The 19746-nt window shown below is 41.3% G+C and carries 15 protein-coding genes; 11 read left to right on the forward strand and 4 right to left on the reverse strand.

Features of this window, described 5'->3' with window-relative positions:
• The first annotated feature begins 19 nt into the window (after positions 1-19).
• The 5 genes from argF to JKM87_RS16660 all read left to right on the forward strand — a co-directional run bounded on the left by argF (position 20) and on the right by JKM87_RS16660 (position 6785).
• Positions 20-1003 carry an ornithine carbamoyltransferase gene (gene argF / locus JKM87_RS16640; RefSeq protein ID WP_202081500.1) on the forward strand — a complete coding sequence of 328 codons (984 nt, stop codon included), beginning with the start codon at positions 20-22 and terminating at the stop codon, positions 1001-1003.
• Positions 1004-1254: 251 nt separating this feature from the next.
• Complete coding sequence (locus JKM87_RS16645) at positions 1255-2538, forward strand: argininosuccinate synthase (protein ID WP_202081501.1); 1284 nt, start codon at positions 1255-1257, stop codon at positions 2536-2538.
• A complete protein-coding gene (gene argH, locus JKM87_RS16650; RefSeq protein WP_202081502.1) occupies positions 2531-3919 on the forward strand; it encodes an argininosuccinate lyase in 1389 nt (462 codons plus the stop codon). Before JKM87_RS16645 ends, argH begins: the two co-directional genes overlap by 8 nt.
• A gap of 271 nt (positions 3920-4190) precedes the next feature.
• Positions 4191-5120: a stalk domain-containing protein gene (locus JKM87_RS17945; protein WP_236838910.1), complete on the forward strand. Its 930-nt coding sequence runs from the start codon at positions 4191-4193 to the stop codon at positions 5118-5120.
• Between the two features lie 327 nt (positions 5121-5447).
• Positions 5448-6785, forward strand: a complete 1338-nt coding sequence (locus JKM87_RS16660; protein ID WP_202081503.1) for a hypothetical protein — start codon at positions 5448-5450, stop codon at positions 6783-6785.
• Between the two features lie 275 nt (positions 6786-7060).
• Here the strand turns inward: JKM87_RS16660 and JKM87_RS16665 are convergent, their stop codons facing one another.
• Both JKM87_RS16665 and JKM87_RS16670 read right to left on the reverse strand, forming a co-directional pair.
• Positions 7061-8305, reverse strand: coding sequence for an ATP-grasp domain-containing protein (locus JKM87_RS16665; protein ID WP_202081504.1), 1245 nt, complete (start codon positions 8303-8305; stop codon positions 7061-7063).
• A complete protein-coding gene (locus JKM87_RS16670) occupies positions 8280-9494 on the reverse strand; it encodes an ATP-grasp domain-containing protein (protein ID WP_202081505.1) in 1215 nt (404 codons plus the stop codon). Before JKM87_RS16670 ends, JKM87_RS16665 begins: the two co-directional genes overlap by 26 nt.
• Positions 9495-9677: 183 nt before the next feature.
• On the opposite strand from JKM87_RS16670, the gene JKM87_RS16675 reads away from it, so the two are divergent.
• The 5 genes from JKM87_RS16675 (at position 9678) to JKM87_RS16695 (ending at position 16340) form a co-directional block, all read left to right on the forward strand.
• Positions 9678-11435, forward strand: coding sequence for a WD40 repeat domain-containing protein (locus JKM87_RS16675; RefSeq protein ID WP_202081506.1), 1758 nt, complete (start codon positions 9678-9680; stop codon positions 11433-11435).
• Between the two features lie 92 nt (positions 11436-11527).
• On the forward strand, positions 11528-12643 hold the full coding sequence (locus JKM87_RS16680; RefSeq protein ID WP_202081507.1) for a RibD family protein: 1116 nt from the start codon (positions 11528-11530) through the stop codon (positions 12641-12643).
• Between the two features lie 6 nt (positions 12644-12649).
• Positions 12650-13843 (forward strand): ATP-grasp domain-containing protein, encoded by a 1194-nt coding sequence (locus JKM87_RS16685; protein WP_202081508.1) that lies wholly within the window; start codon positions 12650-12652, stop codon positions 13841-13843.
• 13 nt (positions 13844-13856) lie between these two features.
• Entirely contained in the window at positions 13857-15065 is a 1209-nt protein-coding gene (locus JKM87_RS16690) for an ATP-grasp domain-containing protein (RefSeq protein ID WP_202081509.1), read from the forward strand.
• A gap of 30 nt (positions 15066-15095) precedes the next feature.
• Positions 15096-16340: an MFS transporter gene (locus JKM87_RS16695; protein ID WP_202081510.1), complete on the forward strand. Its 1245-nt coding sequence runs from the start codon at positions 15096-15098 to the stop codon at positions 16338-16340.
• A 307-nt stretch (positions 16341-16647) separates the two neighbouring features.
• Here JKM87_RS16695 and JKM87_RS16700 read toward each other — a convergent pair whose 3' ends face one another.
• Together JKM87_RS16700 and JKM87_RS16705 are read right to left on the reverse strand one after the other, a co-directional pair.
• The gene (locus tag JKM87_RS16700; RefSeq protein ID WP_202081511.1) at positions 16648-17670 is read right to left on the reverse strand and encodes an ion channel; all 1023 of its coding nucleotides are present in this window, start codon (positions 17668-17670) and stop codon (positions 16648-16650) included.
• Positions 17671-17815: 145 nt separating this feature from the next.
• Positions 17816-18478, reverse strand: a complete 663-nt coding sequence (locus JKM87_RS16705; protein WP_202081512.1) for a hypothetical protein — start codon at positions 18476-18478, stop codon at positions 17816-17818.
• Between the two features lie 260 nt (positions 18479-18738).
• On the opposite strand from JKM87_RS16705, the gene JKM87_RS16710 reads away from it, so the two are divergent.
• Positions 18739-19686 carry an amidase domain-containing protein gene (locus JKM87_RS16710; RefSeq protein WP_236838911.1) on the forward strand — a complete coding sequence of 316 codons (948 nt, stop codon included), beginning with the start codon at positions 18739-18741 and terminating at the stop codon, positions 19684-19686.
• Positions 19687-19746: the final 60 nt, after the last annotated feature.

Raw genomic sequence — 19746 nt, forward strand, 5'->3', positions numbered from 1 at the left:
GACTAAGGAAGGTGCGCGTATGTCTATCAAACCGAGTGAAGTCACACCTGAACCGTGTTTTCAATTAAAAGGAAAAAGTATGCTCAATCTAGCCGATTGGGCACCTGAAGAGGTTGAGTATGTGCTCAACCATGCGATTGAGATGAAAAAAGGAAAAGAGAGTCCTTTTTACAGTCGTTATGAAAATGCATTGGGAGGTCAAACCCTGGGCATGATTTTCGAAAAACCCTCAACTAGAACGCGTGTCTCATTTGAAGTAGGCATGTTTCAGTTAGGCGGTCAAGCGATCTATCTCAATACGAACGATATTCAGCTAGGGCGAGGCGAGAGTATAGAAGATACGGCACAAGTTCTTTCACGCTATGTCGATGCGGTGATGATTCGCACACACGCTCACGAAACCCTCACACGATTTGATCAATATGCGAATATCCCCGTGATCAATGGCTTATGTGATCTCTATCATCCGACTCAGGTTCTCGCGGATCTACTCACCATTAAGGAGCACAAAGGAAAACTTCAAGGGCTTCGTATCGCGTACATCGGTGATGGTAAAAATAACATGGCCCATACGTTACTCTTGGGTGCAACGATGATGGGCATGGACATGACGGTTGCGAGTCCTGACGATGACTTGCCCCAAGCGGATATCTACGAGAAGGCTAAAGAGATGGCAACTCAATCGGGAGCGCAGCTGCATCTAACAACAGATCCACATGCTGCAACAAAAGGGGTCGATGTGGTAATTACGGACGTGTGGACCAGTATGGGGCAAGAGGATGAGCAAGAGGCGAGAATGAAACGGCTAGAGCCTTACCAAGTAAATACAGACCTATGTAGCCACGCGGCGACCGACTATATCTTTCTACACTGTTTACCGGCCCATCGGGGAGAAGAAGTCACAGCAGACATTATTGACGGTGGACATTCAGTTGTCTTTGATGAAGCGGAAAATCGTCTACACGCCCAAAAAGCACTATTATATGCAGTGATGTCACGCTAATGCTTATCTAACGCTGATATCTATTTAATGCTATCGCTTTATCACACTTTAAAAATTATTGATGACTATAATGTATAAAAATACGATTTTATAATTATTTATACCATTCTCATCCAAAATGATGTATAATGTTTATAAATTCAAATGAACAATGGGTATTAAGCGTATAGATTGGGCGTAAATAGTGCGCATCGACCTAGACCTAGGACGTATGAACGATTTAGTATTTATTTGGAGAGGAGAGAGATGGTATGACAGCAAATGCAAAGCCGAAGGTGGTTCTCGCTTATTCTGGAGGTTTAGACACTTCCGTTTGTATAAAATGGTTAGAAGATAAATACGGTTATGACGTCATTGCCTTAGGCCTTGACGTTGGTGAAGGGAAGGATTTAGAGGGGATCAAAGACAAAGCCCTCCAAGTAGGAGCTTCCAAAGCGTATATTCTGGACGCAAAGGAGATTTTTGCCCAGCATTTTATCCTGCCAGCACTAAAGGCGAATACATTATATGAAGGCAAGTATCCCGTGTCTTCAGCCCTATCTCGCCCCCTAATCTCACAGTTATTAACCCAAGTGGCTGAGGAGGAAGGTGCTGAAGCCGTGGCTCATGGCTGTACGGGAAAAGGGAATGACCAGGTCCGTTTTGAGGTCTCAGTGCAAGCCTTGAATCCGGAATTAAAAGTCATTGCGCCAGTGCGTGAATGGGGCATGACGAGAGATGAAGAAATCGAATACGCCAAGGAGAAAGGCATACCTGTACCGGTAGATCTAGAAAACCCTTATTCCATTGACGCCAATATTTGGGGGCGTGCTTGTGAAGCTGGGGTATTAGAGAATCCATGGACCGAAGCGCCAGAGGGTGCCTTTGATTGGACACAATCCCCAGAAGAAGCGCCAGACACACCTGAGTATATTGAAATCGGGTTTGAAGAGGGGGTTCCAGTCTCCTTAAACAATCAAAAAATGGGACTTGTAGATCTGATCGAGTTACTCAATGACATTGGAGGCAAGCATGGCGTGGGGCGTATCGATCACGTTGAAAATAGACTCGTTGGGATTAAATCCAGAGAAGTATATGAAAACCCAGCCGCTTTAATCTTAATCGATGCCCATCAAGAATTGGAATTCCTCACTCTGACCAGAGATGTGCTCAAGTTTAAGAAGCAGGTAGAACAACAGTTTACTCAGATCATTTATGATGGCCAGTGGTACTCTCCTTTAAGAGAAGCACTTGAAGCGTTTGTTGATCAGACGCAACAAAATGTGACCGGCACGCTACGTGTCAAATTATATAAAGGTAATATGCAAGTGGTTGGACGTCAATCCCCACATAGCTTATATAATGAGGAACTTGCCACGTACTCAACAGGCGACGCTTTTGACCATAATGCTGCAGTCGGATTCATCCAACTATGGGGACTCTCGACAAAGGTTTATAGTGAAGTTCAAAAGAGCAATGGTAAGGAACAGAAAGGTCTGAAACATATTAACCTTCAACCGAGCGTACCGGAGCCAGGAGTTAAGGAACATGTCTAAGTTATGGGGCGGTCGTTTTACCAAAGAGACGAACCACTTAGTAGATGAATATACCGCGTCCATTTCCTTCGATCAGGCCTTAGCGCTAGAGGATATCGAAGGAAGTATCGCCCACGTTACGATGCTTGCCGAACAAAACATCATAGAGGCACACGAAGCGGACACGATCAAAGAAGGTCTACAAAAGATTAAGGAAAAATATCTTAATGGGGAGCTCCGTTTTTCTGTAGAAGATGAAGATATTCACATGAATATTGAAAGACTGCTCATAGAAGAAATCGGGACTGTTGGTGGAAAGCTGCATACAGGGCGCAGTCGGAATGATCAAGTGGCTACCGATATGCATCTGTATTTGAAGAAGAAGATTAATCAATTTATTTCACAACTCATTGATGTTCAACGGGCCATTATCAATCAAGCAGAAGCGCATGTGCATACGATCATACCAGGGTACACGCACCTCCAACGCGCACAGCCAATCTCTTTTGCACATCATTTACTCGCTTACTTCTGGATGTTTGAACGAGATAAAAGTCGTCTCCAAGATAGCCTCAAACGTGTGGATTTCTCTCCACTTGGGGCTGGAGCACTAGCGGGGACCACTTTCCCCATTAATAGACAGCGAACCGCAGAACTACTAGGTTTCGAGAATGTCTACCCTAACAGCTTAGACGCCGTCAGTGACCGGGACTTTATTCTGGAGTTTCTGTTTGACGCTTCGACCATTATGACTCACATGTCTCGATTATCCGAAGAACTCGTCATCTGGTCTAGTCAAGAATTTCAGTTCGTCGAGCTTGATGATGCTTTCTGTACCGGTTCTAGTATCATGCCACAGAAGAAGAATCCGGATGTTCCTGAGCTGTTAAGAGCCAAGACGGGGAGAGTGAACGGTAATCTTGTAGGGCTTCTCACTGTACTCAAAGGGCTGCCATTAGCGTATAACAAGGATATGCAAGAGGATAAAGAGGGGATGTTCGACGCCGTCCAAACGTTAGATGGCGCTCTTGCCTTACTGGCCCCTTTAATCGACTCCATGAGCGTGAACAAGGATCAGATGAAGCAAGCGGTAGAACAAGATTATTCCAACGCTACTGACCTCGCAGATTACCTTGCAGCAAAAGGGTTGCCTTTTCGAGAAGCGCACGAGGTGACAGGTCAGGTTGTGCTGTACGCCATCCAACACAAGAAGATGCTCTCCCAGCTTACCTTAGAGGAGTACAATACCTTTCATGATTTCTTTGATGAGCAGGTTTACGATGCCATACAGCCGGAGCAGGTTGTAGCGGTACGGAACAGTGAAGGGGGCACAGCGCCAACGGAGGTTGAAAAACAAATACAGCTCGCAAAGCATTTAATAGATGGGAAAGAAGACTGCTAAGACGCTATGTGTTAGTAGTCTTTTTCATTTTTTCGAGCTTTCGAGCTCTTATAATAGAAAGCTGAGACCGTATGACTTGATAGCTCTATTTGATACGACCGTGGGTTTGATAGAATGGCCAAAATGAATACCATAAGTTCGTGAAAAGCATGAGCTCCCGTGTTAGTAAAATTAACCATATATTGCAAACGGGCACATATACATATGGCTAGACGAAAGCTATACTAGAATTGAGAATAAAATACATGCTACTGAAAGGAAGGAGACCGACATGACATTGACAAGTCAACCAAGAATCCGTCCCAAGGCGCTATCAGTCATAACTTTAATTGCAAGTTTAGCACTTATATGTATCTTTATACCATTCACAGATACTGAAGTCAGCGCAGCTGAACAAACCTCAGTGAAGGTAGATGGACAAGCTGTCGTTTTCCCCGATACCCAACCGACTGTGTCTCAGGGACGCACGTTAGTCCCCCTACGCCCGATCGTTGAAGCCATGGGTGCAGATGTACAGTGGGATTCTGACAATAGGGTTGCTCATATTGCAATGGAAGGACAAGCTGAACTGAGTGTGCCCGTGGATTATCAGTATGTACAGTTGGACACGCAGGGAGAGTCTGCTGCAATAAAGATTGACGTGCCGGCACAAGTTCTACATGGACGCACAATGGTACCATTACGTGTAATTGGAGAAAGTTTGGGCTACCGCGTCAATTGGGATAGTCAAACGTCCACCGCCGCATATGTGAAGACGGATGAAACACAACAAACATTCCAAAGCTATACAGTCGATGGTGATATTGAAAAACTTCATCCGTATGAGCTTGACGTTTTCTGGAGCGTGAATGAAAAAAGAGCATCCGCATCCGTTCAACCTCTCGCTTTACATGTGGACCTCAGTCTAGTGGCTAGGGAAAAATCTAAGGATATGCTAGACAATGGGTATTTTGACCATACGTCTCCAACGTACGGGACACCATTTGAAATGATGACGGAGTTCAACTTAAGCTACCGTGCAGCAGGTGAGAACATCGCTGCCGGACAACGTTCCCCCGAAGAGGTGATGAACGGCTGGATGAATAGTCCGGGCCATCGACAAAATATCGAGAGTGAATCCTTCACTCATATTGGTGTGGGCTTTGTATCGGGTTCTACAGGTTATAGAAATTATTGGACCCAAATGTTCATGACGCCTTAATTACGCTTAGACACTCAACTTGATTTAATTATCTAAGTAAAACCAAATAAGGCTATTGTTTATAAGAAGCTGCCAATTCTTTGGCGGCTTTTTTATTGTCTGAGAAAATCAATACATATACCAAAAGTTTTAAAATTTATTATACTGACAATGAGTGTCTATTGATACAAAAAACGAACGAACACTAGTTCTATTATCCTGTACATTATGGCATATGGCTACAGTGACGAGAAAAAGTGACGTCAAGATTAGGCACTTCCTCTCATTTATTTCCTTTCTCATTTTGTTATGCTTATATTGTTAAAAAAGTAAAAGGAGAGTGAGAGGATGAGGGGAAAATTTTCTCTACTTGTGTTGTTGGGTCTCATTTTGTCAATCATGGCTACAATGGGATTTCAAGTCCAGGCTACAGGGCAAGAGTTTAGGGCAGTTCATGTTAATCATGACACTGGGGGGAATGAATCAGCTAAAGTCGTCTTAAATTTAGTAACATTGGATGAAGATGAGTTCTTCATTGCAGCAACAATTAAAGTAGACGACAATTACCAAAATTATGATATTGAGCAAAAAGGGAACGTCAAATTTGTAGAAGGACCTGCACAGTATGTCATGCTACCTGAAGAGAAAAGGATTAGTCCTAGACAGTATGCCTTAGTGCAGGCTGAGATACTCTACGAAGTTGATGAACAGAATTTGTGGGTTAATAAATCATTAGCAAATGAAGACGTGATGAGATTTGTCTTTGACAAAGGGGAAAGAGAGTCTGTGGTATTTGAGGTAAGCGTGTCTGAACTAGATGAGCGGTTCCAGCAACAGGTTTATGAACTTGATACGCGAAACCTTACGGAGGGGCAAGCACCACTAACGCTATCTTATTGGGATCGTGAAACATTAAATTATAATACTATAGAAGAAACCTATGAAACAAATGGGCATACACATAGTACATTAACCACATATGGGGTTAACGGTACAGTATACAATTTATTAAGTAAAGATAGGGTCCATGATCAACTCGTTTTCAATGTGAATACACATAGCAACTATGAGGAAGGCGAGGGTCGTATACAAACGAAGGTTCAAGTAGACGCACAAACAAAAGAGATCTACCGTGCATATTACGATGAATGGACAGTCAGTCAGCAAACGAATAACATTGCATTAGGGCAGCGTACCCACGATGCATATCCTATTGTTTCTAGACTAGACTTAGATCCCCCTTCTAAAGAGTCTAGTGGCTCACCTGAATATTTATCCACCTATCTTTGGGAAAGCTCTGGAGGAGTGTTAAACAATACCAGCTTAGACAGCCTTCCATTAACCCTTTGGCGCTATAAACAACAAAACCTCGTTGATCATACGTTATCAGAGCCAACAAAAGAGAAGCAAGTAATAGAGGTTCCACACAATCATATGACTGCCGTATACCAAGCCGGTGATGGAACGTACCCCCAAGCATCTGAGAAAGCTTGGAGTGACCTATACCTCCATGCCGAGGGTCAAGAGTTTACGGTACAGTACGATATAGGAAACTATAATACCCGTCTCCTTACCACGAATATGGCTGATGCATATGTACGTACTGTTAAGTGGCAGATACCGGTCCAGTGGGGGAAACGAACGATGACAATCGATCACGTGACCGAGGTACAGCATGCAGAATAGAACATCTTAAATGGCACTCAAGGTGCTATATAGCTGCCACTCAAGACTACAATTTAAAATGTAATATATGTTAAATTCATTAATAATATTGACTATAATATAATAACCCCCTTACGTCGTATGAAATACTGACACAAGGGGGTGCTCTTCTCCCACCGTATTTAAGGTTCTCTAAGAGAAATGAAAATGTGCTGGCTAATCAACCTTTTGTTACACGGTTATTTCTTCACCTGTTGTCATGTTGATAAGTGCGGGTGAGGTTGATCTTTAGCCTCCTAAGACTTAACCTTGCTTTCGGTGACAATTTTAATCTTTTTAGACAGTTCTTCAGCTTTTTCTAAAGCTTGCTGACCTGATGCCCCCTTGGTAATGAGGTATCCTAATCTGCTCCACGAACTTGTTAAGTCTCTAATGACCCATCCAGGCTTTGCAAAAACATTTAAATTAACCGTGTCTGGGTCAGCTAGAACGTCCTCTTTGCCAGTCACCTTTTCTACAATACCACCAGGCTGATCGATGATAAAGTGAATAGCAACGGCAGGGTATCGATCATACACTTTTTGGGCGTCAATATCGGCTAGTAACTTGAGAGTGATTTCATAAGGGCATTGACCCTCTTTCATTTTGATGAGATCGAAGATAAAATCCCCTGGTGCTCTGCCTGCACATTCCACCAGGTAAACATCCTCGTTATCCATGATCCACTCTGAGTGTAAAATACCGTTCTCAATATTAAGATCATCGATCACATGATTGATATAGTCATTTACTTTTTGCCTTTGTTTCTCATTGACGTCTGCAGGCAAATAGTGACCTAATTCTACAGGATAAGGTCCGTCCGAGGTATGCTTACAGGTGATATTATGAAATGCAACCACACCATCTTTGACGATAGTTTCGGTACTAATTTCTCTTCCTTGTACAATTTCTTCAACGATGTATTCCCACTCGAGGGTGCGGTCGGCCTCAAAAACCCCTTCAGAAGCACTGAGTGTGTGTTCCCATGCGGCGTCTATATCTTTTTCATCAAAAATTTTGATGACCCCTGTGCTAGCTTGACGATTAGCAGGCTTCAGTATGATGGGTTGATTGATGTTTAGAAAGAAGTCACGAACGTCTTCAGCTGTTTCAACTTGTTGATATTGAGGTTGTTGGATTGGACTCTCTTTTAAGGCATTTCGTAGCTTAATTTTGTTTGTTAAGGCGTAAGCTGCTGTGGTGCCAAGTCCAGGAAGACCTAGTTCACTAGAGGCCAGTGTCGCACATTGGACAGCATACTCTACACCAGGAATAATGATGTTAGCTTTCACCTCGTTAGCGACCTTCATCACATCTTTGTAGGCCTCTTCATTAAGTTGATATTCTATATAGTAGGCCTTTGTTATTTTACCATCAAGAACATCACCTAGATTTCTCTTATTCCAAATATCTTTTTCTTCTACTATATATAGGTTAAGAGAGTCATACTCATTTAATTTATTGACCCATGATATATTAGTTCCGATTAGTAAGACGTTCATCAATAGTCACCTCTTCCTCAATTTTAAAAGCGACACGATCGAGTAGTTCGTCGGCTAAATCCTTTGTCTGTTTGTCATCGCGGACAATAAAATAACCTAGCCTTGAAAAGAAGCCATCTGGTGGAGTGAAGTATCGCTTTCCAACTTGGCAGTAAGGACTGATTTTGAGATCGTGAAGTTGCGGAATGTTTTCTGTGTCTAATGTTGGGGGTTCAGTTAATACACCAGTTTTATACGGTGTGATGATTCTCATACTTGCATATCCATCTTTATTTGGGGTCAGATCAGGTTTTAAACCTAGACATACTTTCAAGGATTCGCGGGCTAAGTTGATACCTGAGGCTAAATGTGTAATCAATGGAATACAGTCGCCACCGAGCCGACCTGCCACCTCTATCACGACTGGCCCTTCACGTGTGAGACGAAATTCCAAATGAAAAGGACAATGGTCAATGTCTAGGGAAGATAAGGCTTTCTCTGTTGTATGATAAATGTCTGCTTTCACACGGTCTTCTAGCTGGGCTGGAAAATCATGTCCTATCTCTTCAAAAAATGGCTCAGGGCTCAGTTGCTTACTCGTAATACCAGAATAGTAGATATTATTGTTATGTATCACGCCATCTATACTGAATTCTGGTCCTTCTATATACTCTTCAATCATAAACGCCTGCCCCTTATGACGTAGGGCGAGATAAGATTGTTGAGCTTCTTTCTTATTTAATACTTTCTGAACACCTATACTACTCCATCCACTGACGGGTTTGATTACAGCAGGATAGGTAACATGGTCAAAGCCCGGGTCATACTCATGATGAATATATGCCCATGCAGGTGAGGGAACGTTGTTTTCCTGAAATAAATGTCTCATCTTACTTTTGTCACGCACGTTAAATCGAGCATGGAGAGGGATACTGGGTAAGTGAAAGTGATGGCACACTTCTGACACGATTGGTACAAACGCTTCAACATAAGTCGTCACTCCGGCCAGCTTCGGGGCAAAACCCTCAAGTGCATCACAAATCGCATCTGTTGTTATGGCATCTACTTCAATGTAATGATGGGCATACGCCTGTTCCCACGTCATTTGCTGGTTATGAATAATGAGTACTTCATAATCCAGCTTGGAAGCTTCCTCTAGGATGTAATAACGGTAATCCTTGACACCAGATCCTATAAAGACAATATACACATTAAAGCCTCCTATAACGACATCATGTATTTTTTTTGCAAACGTCATTTTTAAAAATAGTCATATTGCCTTCTTGACTATTTATTCCTATATTTAATAATATTAGGATATACCCCATCTCGTTGACTATATTATAACAAAAGTTCAAATATTTTTAAAATTAAAATTTTTAGGAGGGACATGATGCATAAGGGACCCATTACATGTGTTGTGGTTAGTAAAGATGGTCGTACGGTTTACACAGGGGGTTATGATAAGAGATTATTCGCTTGGGACAGAAAGAATGATACATATGAATTAGTAACTGAACATGAGCACTTAATTACTAGTTTAGCCCTCTCAAGTGATGGTGAAACATTAGCATGTGGTTCATCTGATCATACCATATCTCTTCACAATACCAAGTCAAATCAATTAATAGGTAAGTTGATTGGGCATTCAGATGATATTGAAACCGTTGCGTTCGGTAAAGATGATCAATGGCTAGTATCAGGATCTAATAATTTAGATAGTCGTGTGCTCGTTTGGGACCTAAAAACTAAAAGTATTGTACAGCAATTTAAAGGCCACCATAATGGCAGTGTTAACGATATACACGTTTTTGGGGATAGAGTCTACTCGGCTGCCGATGATGGCAATGTGTTTATTTGGGATATTCATACTGGCCAAGTGATAAAGAATCTAGCACCATTTGATTGTGACCTTGACGCTTGTGATGGCAATAATGAAAAAGGTTTGTTTGCACTAGGAATGGATGATGGAACGGTTATTTTTTACGACTCTTATAGCGGTAAAGAGTTGGACAAGTTTTCAGCACATGAGTTTGGTGTTAAATGTCTTACATTCTCACCCTCCGGTAGTCAATTTCTCACAGCAGGTTATGACCACCAAATTAAGATTTGGTCTACGGACTCATTAGAATTAATATCAACATTACCCTCGTATCAGTATCAATGGGAACGTTCAGTCGTGTGGACACCGGATGAAAAGTGTATCGTTGGCGGTAGCTTCGGTGTGAAATACTGTATTTGGGATATAGAAAAGGAACAATTTGTAGGTCACGATACTGAAAGGGCAACCCCGTCTATTAATGATATTGCTATCGATTCGAAGGGTAATATAGCCACAGCTTCTGACGATGGCAAATTCAGAATAAATGGGGATGACGTTGGGGAAGCCAACTTAGTCCTTAATAACGCTGTTACATTGTCTTTGGATGGTAGGTATGCCGTATGGGGCGACCATTCTAGTCAAGTTCATCTCTACGATACAATTAAAAATGACATTAAATTCTCATTAGAGACAAAAGGTCCAGTCAATGTCATCAAATACTCAAGTGATGATCATAGTTTTTATGTCGGGACATACGCTGGGTACGTCCATCAGTTTAGCCCTGATGCCCAGGAGTGGAAAAACGAATGGAAATTGCACACAGGGGCCATTAAAGGATTGGATATCTCTGATGGCACCATGGTATCGGGTTCATCAGACGGTTCTATACGGGTAATCAATTTAAGTCGTGCGGAAAGCTACAACATCGTAGGGACATTAAATATAGTTGATGACTTAGCATTAACGAATGACAATGATGCCATCGTTGTTGTGGGGAGAGATTTACTCGTAAGGTTGTATAGTCTGACGACTGGAAAAATAATCGACCAACATACGTTACACAGATATTCCTTGAAAAGTGTTGACATCGATGAGGATAATACCATTTATGCCGGAGACTACTGGGGAAACGTCTCTATCTGGAATCCGTATTTGAATAAGGAACCGAAGTTTATAAAAGTGGCCCAAAATGGAATCAGTGGTATTCAATGTCATAAAAATAAAGCTTATGCTGCATCTTATGATGGTGGTGTGTATTCTATTGATCTCACTGGCAATGTTAGAGAGGAACTAAGACTCTTCGATCAATCCAAAATATTGACCGCATAGTATGGCAACATCCATCAGCATAACGGTAAAGGTAATCTGTACACGTATAGGTTACCTTTCCTTTTATTCAATTCAGAAGGAGAGAATGTGGCTTGAATAAATTACAAATCATAGGTGCTCTCATCGAACAAACCAAAAGTAAAATGCAAAGTGGGACAAATATCATTGGCATAGCACTTGAAGTTGATCAGGTTTATCACTTTTGTTTTCATAGTTTAGAAGATGGCCACCATGAGGGGTATAATTTGAAAGATTTTCACTTGGCCTCGCATATCATTTTAACTTTGGACCCTCCATTGCAATCAGAGTTAGGGAAGATCGTACAGGAGATCAATCAAACCGATATGACTATTTTAGGGCCATTTTATGATAATGAAGAGAAAACATTAAGCTCAACAGTATCGCCACACAACAATACCCAAATACATTACTTTCCTATTTCTGAAGCAGCCAATTTATATCTACCACAATATATATTTCATCAATGTAACAGACCCTATATTTTAGCATCATGGGGGATGTCCATCGACGGTAAGATTGCCGCAAAAACAGGAGATTCTAAGTACATCAGTAATGGGGGTTCCCTTCATTATGTCCATGCCTTAAGAAACCAGAGTGATGGTATTATGGTTGGTATCGGTACTGTACTACAGGATGATCCTAAATTGACAACAAGATTGAAAGATACAAAACAGGTCAATCACCCAACAAGAATCATTTTAGACAGCCATTTAAATATACCTGAAGATAGTAACATCGTTAAATTAACTAAGGAGGGGGTAGGACACACTATTATTTTTTGTGAAAGAGGTCCAAAACCTAAAAAGAATGATCTTACCACATGTGGGATAGAAGTGATTGAAGTTAACAGAACAGAGTCTGGTCTAGACATGATAAACATTTTAGAAGAGTGTACCCAAAGAAATATTAAATCTATTTTAGTCGAAGGTGGTTCTTCCGTTTTAGGTACGCTTTTTGACTTGGATTTAGTAGATAGAGTCAAATGCACGATCAGCCCCGTAACCATTGGAGGGACAGAAGCTATCACCCCTGTTGGTGGGAAAGGCATTTTGAGTCTTCAGGATAAGAAGGAACTAGAAGAATTAGAGCGTTTAGAAGTCAATGGAGACGTCATTATTTCAGGTATCGTTAAGGGACATCAGGCTCAAAATTACATAGAGGCTCGTGCAGAATTAGTAAAGATATGATATGAGGTGTTCACAATTAAGAAAAAACTGATGGTACTAGGGAATATCGGTTATGAAAAGATGCATATCGAGGCCACACAGAGAGGCTATGAAACGATTGTTATCAGTGATGGATCAAAAAAAAATGCTCACCTCCCTGATCAATTTGTTCAGATCGACACTTTAAATGAGATAAACATCTTAAAAGATATTATTAAAAAGGAACAACCGAGCATTGTGATATCTAGAGGGAGCCCAAATTTTGAGTTTCAAAGTGTAAGAGATAATTTATTAAGACATTGGTTATTAAATATGAACCCTCAGTCTACTTTTGTCAATGCAAGTGATATGACTTCATCTATTTCTCATAATAAAGCAATGATGCGTCATCACTTTTTATTAAATGATCTACCAGTTAATGAAGGTTTTATGATTGATAACAATAAAGGCCAATTAGAGCTCGTTGAAAAAATAGAATACCCCTGTGTTGTTAAAAAAGTACACGGATCATCAAGTGAGGGGGTATTTATCGTAAACGGGGCAGAACAGCTTAAAGCGATTTTAGATTCTATGCACGATCAAACCTTTTTAATCGAAACGTTTTTTGATGGCATTGAAGTCGGTTTGGAAGTCATCGTCACTGAAGAGGACGTTTATTTTTACCCACCTGCATTTTTGGGGCGTACAGGAGATGTAAAAACATTTAACCGGATAAGGTATGCCCCTTTTGCTATCATTGACAGCCTGTTTGACCAGATCACGACCGTATTACGTAATTATATTAAACGTCAGTTTGAGCACTTTGTTGGGGTAATCCAATTTGACCTGATGGTAAATGAAGAAGAAAATACGTGGATAGTAAGCGAACTAAACGCGCGCCTCAGTGGTGTCAGTGATTTGAACGCAGCCTTAGTAGCCCCTTCTCCTTTTCATGTACTATTAGACTTAGGTGAAAATCCATCGAGTGACATTAAGCTAAGGCAAAAAGTGCCATGTGTGATGGAATGTCCAGTAACGATCGATGAGACAAGTATAGATCAAATAAAAAATCACCCTCGCATTACATACTTCAAAGATGTTATTAACATGGACGAGATGATATTAACGATTGTCGGTGACTCTCCAACCGTTATTTACTCTACGCTTATGGATTTACCTGTACAGATTAGACCAGAGATTACCGAGCAATTATTACACCTTCAAAAGCAGCCGATCATTTAGAGGGGGGAGAAGTGTGTATTCAAAACATATTTTAGTCATCGGTGCTGGTAATGATACAGAGAGTGCATTCAAGACAATGCTTGAAAATGACTATTACATTACTTTTGTCGGTGCACCGTATTTTAATAGTTATGCCAAGTTGGTGCATCAAAATGTGATTTATGATACAAGCACTGGACATGACGACTTGTATGATTTACTTGACACGATCAACCATCAGCATCCATTTGACGCAGCTGTCACCTTTTCAGAGCTGGATGTTGAGCTAACAGCAAAGATAAGTGAGAGGTATCAATTAATCAGTATATCTCCGGAAACGGCCAAGTTATGTAGGAACAAGTATTTAATGCGAACGCGATTTGAACATTACGATTTACCACAACCACGATTTGAAAAAGTCAAAAGTGCCGATGACATCTCATCATTTCTACATAAGTTAAACAAGCCTGCTGTCCTTAAACCAACGGATAACGGTGGCAGTGTAGGTGTCATTAAAATAACAGGGCCAGATGACCAACAGATCAGTGAGAAGTATCAAGATACGCTGAACGTGTCCAAGAATCAAACGCTACTCATAGAAGAATTCATTGAGGGAGAAGAGTTTAGTATAGAAGTGATTGTTCAACACGCTGTTCCTCAGGTTATCACAGTTGTTGATAAAGCCGTTGCAGGGAAGGATCAGCAGCATTTTGTAGAAGTAGGACACACTGTTCCTAGCTTACAGCCTGTTGAAGTCCAAGAAGCATTAAAGGAATTAGCCATCAAAGGGGTTAATGCATTAGGTATGGAGAACGGTGTGGCGCATGTTGAAATAAAGAAAAGCAACAACACGTATTATCTTATTGAGATTGGCGCTAGATCAGCGGGGGATAATATTCCACTCTTGATTGAAAAAAGTTACGAATGGAACTACTACAATGCCATACTAGATGTTGCCTTAGGCCAAAAATATTCTAGTATACCTGATAAAGCATCATACTATGCTAGTATCTCCTACTTTTTCGGAGATACTGGTAAGCGGGTGACATCCTTCCCCAAAATAAAAGACTATCATCAAGAAGTAGAAGAGATTAAGTATAGTGTCAAAATAGGGGATACGATTCGACCGTTACATGCCAATTATACGAGAATGGGATATGTCATGTTTAAGGTGCGCGAACCTTATAATATAAAAGACATGCAGACCGTTTTCACTAAAAAATTCAGCCCCATGACGGAATAAGGGAATTCGTGTAAGAAAGGAAGGGATGGCTTGAAAAATCTTATAAAAAATAGAAGCTTTATCATCATGTGGATCGCTCAAACCGCTTCAGGTTTGGGGAATACATTTTCTATCTTTATCATGTCATGGTTATTATATGATCTAACCAGCTCTACGACTTCAATGGGATTATTATGGTTTTTATTTATGGTCGCAACCGTAACCAGTCAATTGTTTTCTGGCCCGTATATTGACCGATTTCCCTTAATGAACATGATGATCTTCTCTGAATTATCCAGAGGGATTATCTTTATATTACCGGCAGTATTGTATTTTATGGACGCGTTGACCCCCATGTTTATTTATATGACAGCTATTATAGTCGGCTTAGTCGAACCTATATTTAGACCCTCAAGTATGGCTTATTTAACGACGATTGTACCTAAAAACTTATTGATGAAAGCAAATTCTTTGCTTGAAGGAACACTACAAACCATGATGCTGATAGGTCCCACATTGGGCGGTGTTTTAGTTTCATTTCTAAGCCCGCTATTCGTCATTGTCATGTTAATTGCTGTACTGGTCATGTCCTCCATTATTTTAACTCGCCTACCTAAGAGTGAGGAGAAAGGCGAAGAGAACAAAGTTAAGAAACATAATTGGATTAAAGAGTTTAAGGAAGGGATTACATTTTATAAAAAGCATACCCTGTTTATGTGGTTAGGTGTTCTCATTGTGGCTATTAATCTTAGTGCGGGCGCTTCCCAACCCATTCTATTACCTTATGTGATGGAACATCTTGATGGGAATGCGTTTCAATACGGTTTGTTAACCTCAGGGGTTGCGGCGGGCATGATACTTGGCTCATTTGTACTAGGCTTAAAGAGCGAATACCAAAATTTAAAAACGATCATGTTAGGTGCTTTGTTACTCGGTGCTATCTCTTTGGTTGGGCTGGGTTTTGTCACCAACATCACCTTGGCAGTTATATTTATTGCCTTCAACGGCTTTTTTATCGTCATATTTAATATCAATAATACAACTCTGTACCAAAAGAAGGTCCCAGATCATATCAAAGGACGTGTTTTTTCAGTTCGCATGTTATTATCTAGAATTGGGATGCCCATAGGGGCTATGATTGGTGGGATGGGTGTAAGCCTACTCGGTTATCAATATTACTTTTTGATTCTAGGGTTGCTCCCTATTATTCCATGCCTCATTGCTTGGTTCTTACCCGCCTTTAACCAGTTAAATGAAAAGGATTTTAAAGAAACGGATAATGAACTGAACGTCTAATAACTAAAAAACCTTGATTGGTCATGAATACCCTAGTGGGTAGACTAAGTTTGCCTACCTTAAAGGGAGTACAGACCTTTCAAGGTTTTTTAATGCAAAAATATTTTTTAATGCTATACATTTGAATGAATTTCATAATACCGATTTTATGCCCATTCTAGACTACATATAGATATCGTTAAAAACGTTCGATACTATATGTAGTCTAGAATGGGCGGTTCAATAACTTATGACATTCATTCATTTGATATAAAATTTAGATTCTTTTTGAAACACTATACCGATACACCACGAGTGTGAGGTTACCTTATTTTATCTGCTCATACGTTTCTTTATCACATACCACAAACAACTTGGCGTCGTTAGGAATAGGTTCGTCAAGCTTCCGGTTTATATCCAGCTGATGACGATCGGCCACGAGTGTCGCTCCCTGGTTCAATAGCGCCATAAACGCGTCGCGGTAATTTTTCCAGTCTGGTTTGGCCGTGATTTCAAATAAATTGTCACCGTATTTCTTGCTCATAAGCTGACGGAACAATTCACTAGACCCCTGATGCAAGGACGCTTGAGCCACGAGCCGCGAAATGGCTTCGTTAGATAAAATAAATTCGTCAATGTTAACATGCTTGAATTTAGAGATATGACTTTCTTTCATAATTTCTACGATGGTATGGACATTCTGGTTGTGTTCCTCGGATAGTTTTTCAACCGCAGAGGCAATTAGGAGTGACTTACCGTCTGCAAAGACAGCGTTTGAAATGTCCTCGTCTGCAAAGATAGACACACTTCGTGCATGAAACAGGTTTGCACTGAGAAGCACGTCCTCATCAGAGGGATATCCCTGAACAAAGTGCACATGACCTTCAGGAAAAGGACTCTTTTCTTGTTCTCCAATATAAACAAAAGTGGCTTTAGGGTCACTATCTAATATTTCTTTGATCGCTTGTCTAATTTTGCTGACACTACCAATGAAGATATAATGTTTTTCACCTTTATACTCCAATTTGCCCTCCTCCTTTAGCTGCCGATAAGTATACAATGAGTCCATGACTTTACCTATTAAGAGCCCGATAATACCAATGCCGAAGACGTATAAAATCCCCATAGTATAAGCCTTGCCCAATGTGGTGGTCGGAGACAGATCTCCATATCCCACGGTAACAACAGTCGTCATCACCAACCACAAGGCATCAAGGGGCGTGTCAAACGTCTGAGGTTCTATATAAAATAGTATTGCAGAGCTCCCAAAGACAATCACAAAGGCGAACGAAATGATGTTAATGAACTTCGTTCTTAATAGTTTGACGAGATAGCGGGTAAAAAAATGCATGATAACGCTCCTTAATCTAAGATAAATGGGAACTTAGTCACTCTTTATGTTACCACATCCTCATAAGAATTTTAACGAAAAAAGAGGCCTTATAGTGGCCTCCAGTTTTCTTCTTTCTCTGCATAAACTGTTGTAATGAAGATCGTTAACCTATAATGTGCACCTTTTTATCGAAACTGCGGCAGCTAGAAAGGGCACAAACTTTACCACTAATCCCAACATCGACGCCATGAGAAAAATCAACTTCTACACACAATTCCGCATTCGCTAATAAAGCGTTACCTTTAATACACTGTTTGGGTTGCGAGGGATCGAGTCTGAAGCTTCCGATCTCATAGCCAAGTAGCTTCACGTCTACTTCGACAGAAGGGGGGGTGAGACTGGCCTTAAACTCAATGGATAGTGGCCCAATGTTAATAGCATAACTGTACTCACCCGGTTTGCCTAAAACGTCATCAGGGATAGCACCGGACGCGTAGAGATCCTGCTCGTCGATGCTATGTAAAGCGAGGACAGAAGCGATACTTTTTGGTGTGCCACCGTGGGATTTCACCGCTTGATCCGCGTATCCTTTCATCTGACCACAAGAAAGGAAGAAGGGTTTCGAAGTGACAGTGATGTCAAGCTCTTGTTCAGGCTCTCTCCAGTTATAATCTGCTGAGACACTGACTATGCCGTAGCTAGCATTGACTTTACCACTCGGCTTATCCGGTATATCCACCCCATATTTTTTCGCATCAGCTCTCAATGCCTCGAATACCTTCCTGTCTACATTTGTATAAACCCAAGTTGCACAAGAACCCATCATGACATCTCTCCCTTAAATGATATTTTCGAAAGGGCGGTGCACCTGACCGCGCTTCGTTCGAACGTCTACATTGTAAAACGGTGGGCGGTCATATGATGAGTGACTGACGTCATGGTTTCAGTCATAAGCTGAAACTGACCGTTTCAGGAGAGATCAGGACCGCAGCTTATAGGTAGATCGTAAGCATGATTTCCACTGTGCGCACATACATCAAGAATAGAGACATCTGACAGAGCACCTTAGGTGGGAGGCGAAGGGTTATGACACAATGGAAGGATGCGTTCAGGAATTATATGAAAAAAAAGAATCAGGCGTACTGTTCAGATAAGCTAATGGATCGGTTGAGTGGGTTAAACCCACAAATGCCCCAACATGAGAAGCACAGGTGGAGAAGGGTTGAACAACAACTACAGGCACGGAGAGCAACTGTGAGAGAGTCGAAGGGACGGATTCGAGTGAGGCACGTTGAGGAAGATCAGGAACGCATCCGTGTTCACTATGATGCGAACATAGCTTGGAGGATTGAACATAGGCAAAGCGAGTACCTTCAGCGGTGGGTAGAACAACGGGTCTGCCATTTGTCTGCAGACCGTTGGCGGGTAGAAACAGATGAAGGTAAAGAGGTTGAAGGTGCTGGTCAGCAACATGCACCCTCACATGTGGTATGGGAGGAAGAACCGGTCTATCAAGCTCAGAACCCGAATGAAAAGCGTGTGACGTATGATCGTGAGAAAGCGGTTGCTTACGCCCATCGCTGGTGGAATGATTATAACCCTCAATTCAGGTCCTTTGAGGTGGATTGTACGAATTACATCTCCCAGTGTTTATGGGCAGGTCATGCACCGATGAAGTATTCATCAGACCGTGCCAAGGGATGGTGGTATCGCTTTGAACCAGTGAATTGGAGTTTTAGCTGGAGCGTGGCTCATAGTTTGCGTTGGTATTTACCGAATAGTCAGTCCGGTTTACGAGGGAGAGAAGTGACTTCCGCTGATCAATTAAGGCCAGGCGATGTGATCTGTTACGATTTTGATGGCGATGGACGTTGGCAACATACCACCATTGTAGTTGCTAAGGACGGCGCAGGGGAACCGCTAGTGAATGCTCATACTAGTAACAGTCAGAACCGTTATTGGGATTACACGGACTCTCACGCCTGGACGGAGAATATAAAATATAAGTTTTTTAGAATAGCAGATCATTTTTAATCCATGTTCATTAGGTGTATAATGACTGAAGTAGAATGTTGTATGTATCTAGGCAATTAT

This window comes from Caldalkalibacillus salinus, assembly GCF_016745835.1.
Taxonomy (GTDB): Bacteria; Bacillota; Bacilli; order Caldalkalibacillales; family JCM-10596; genus Caldalkalibacillus_A; species Caldalkalibacillus_A salinus.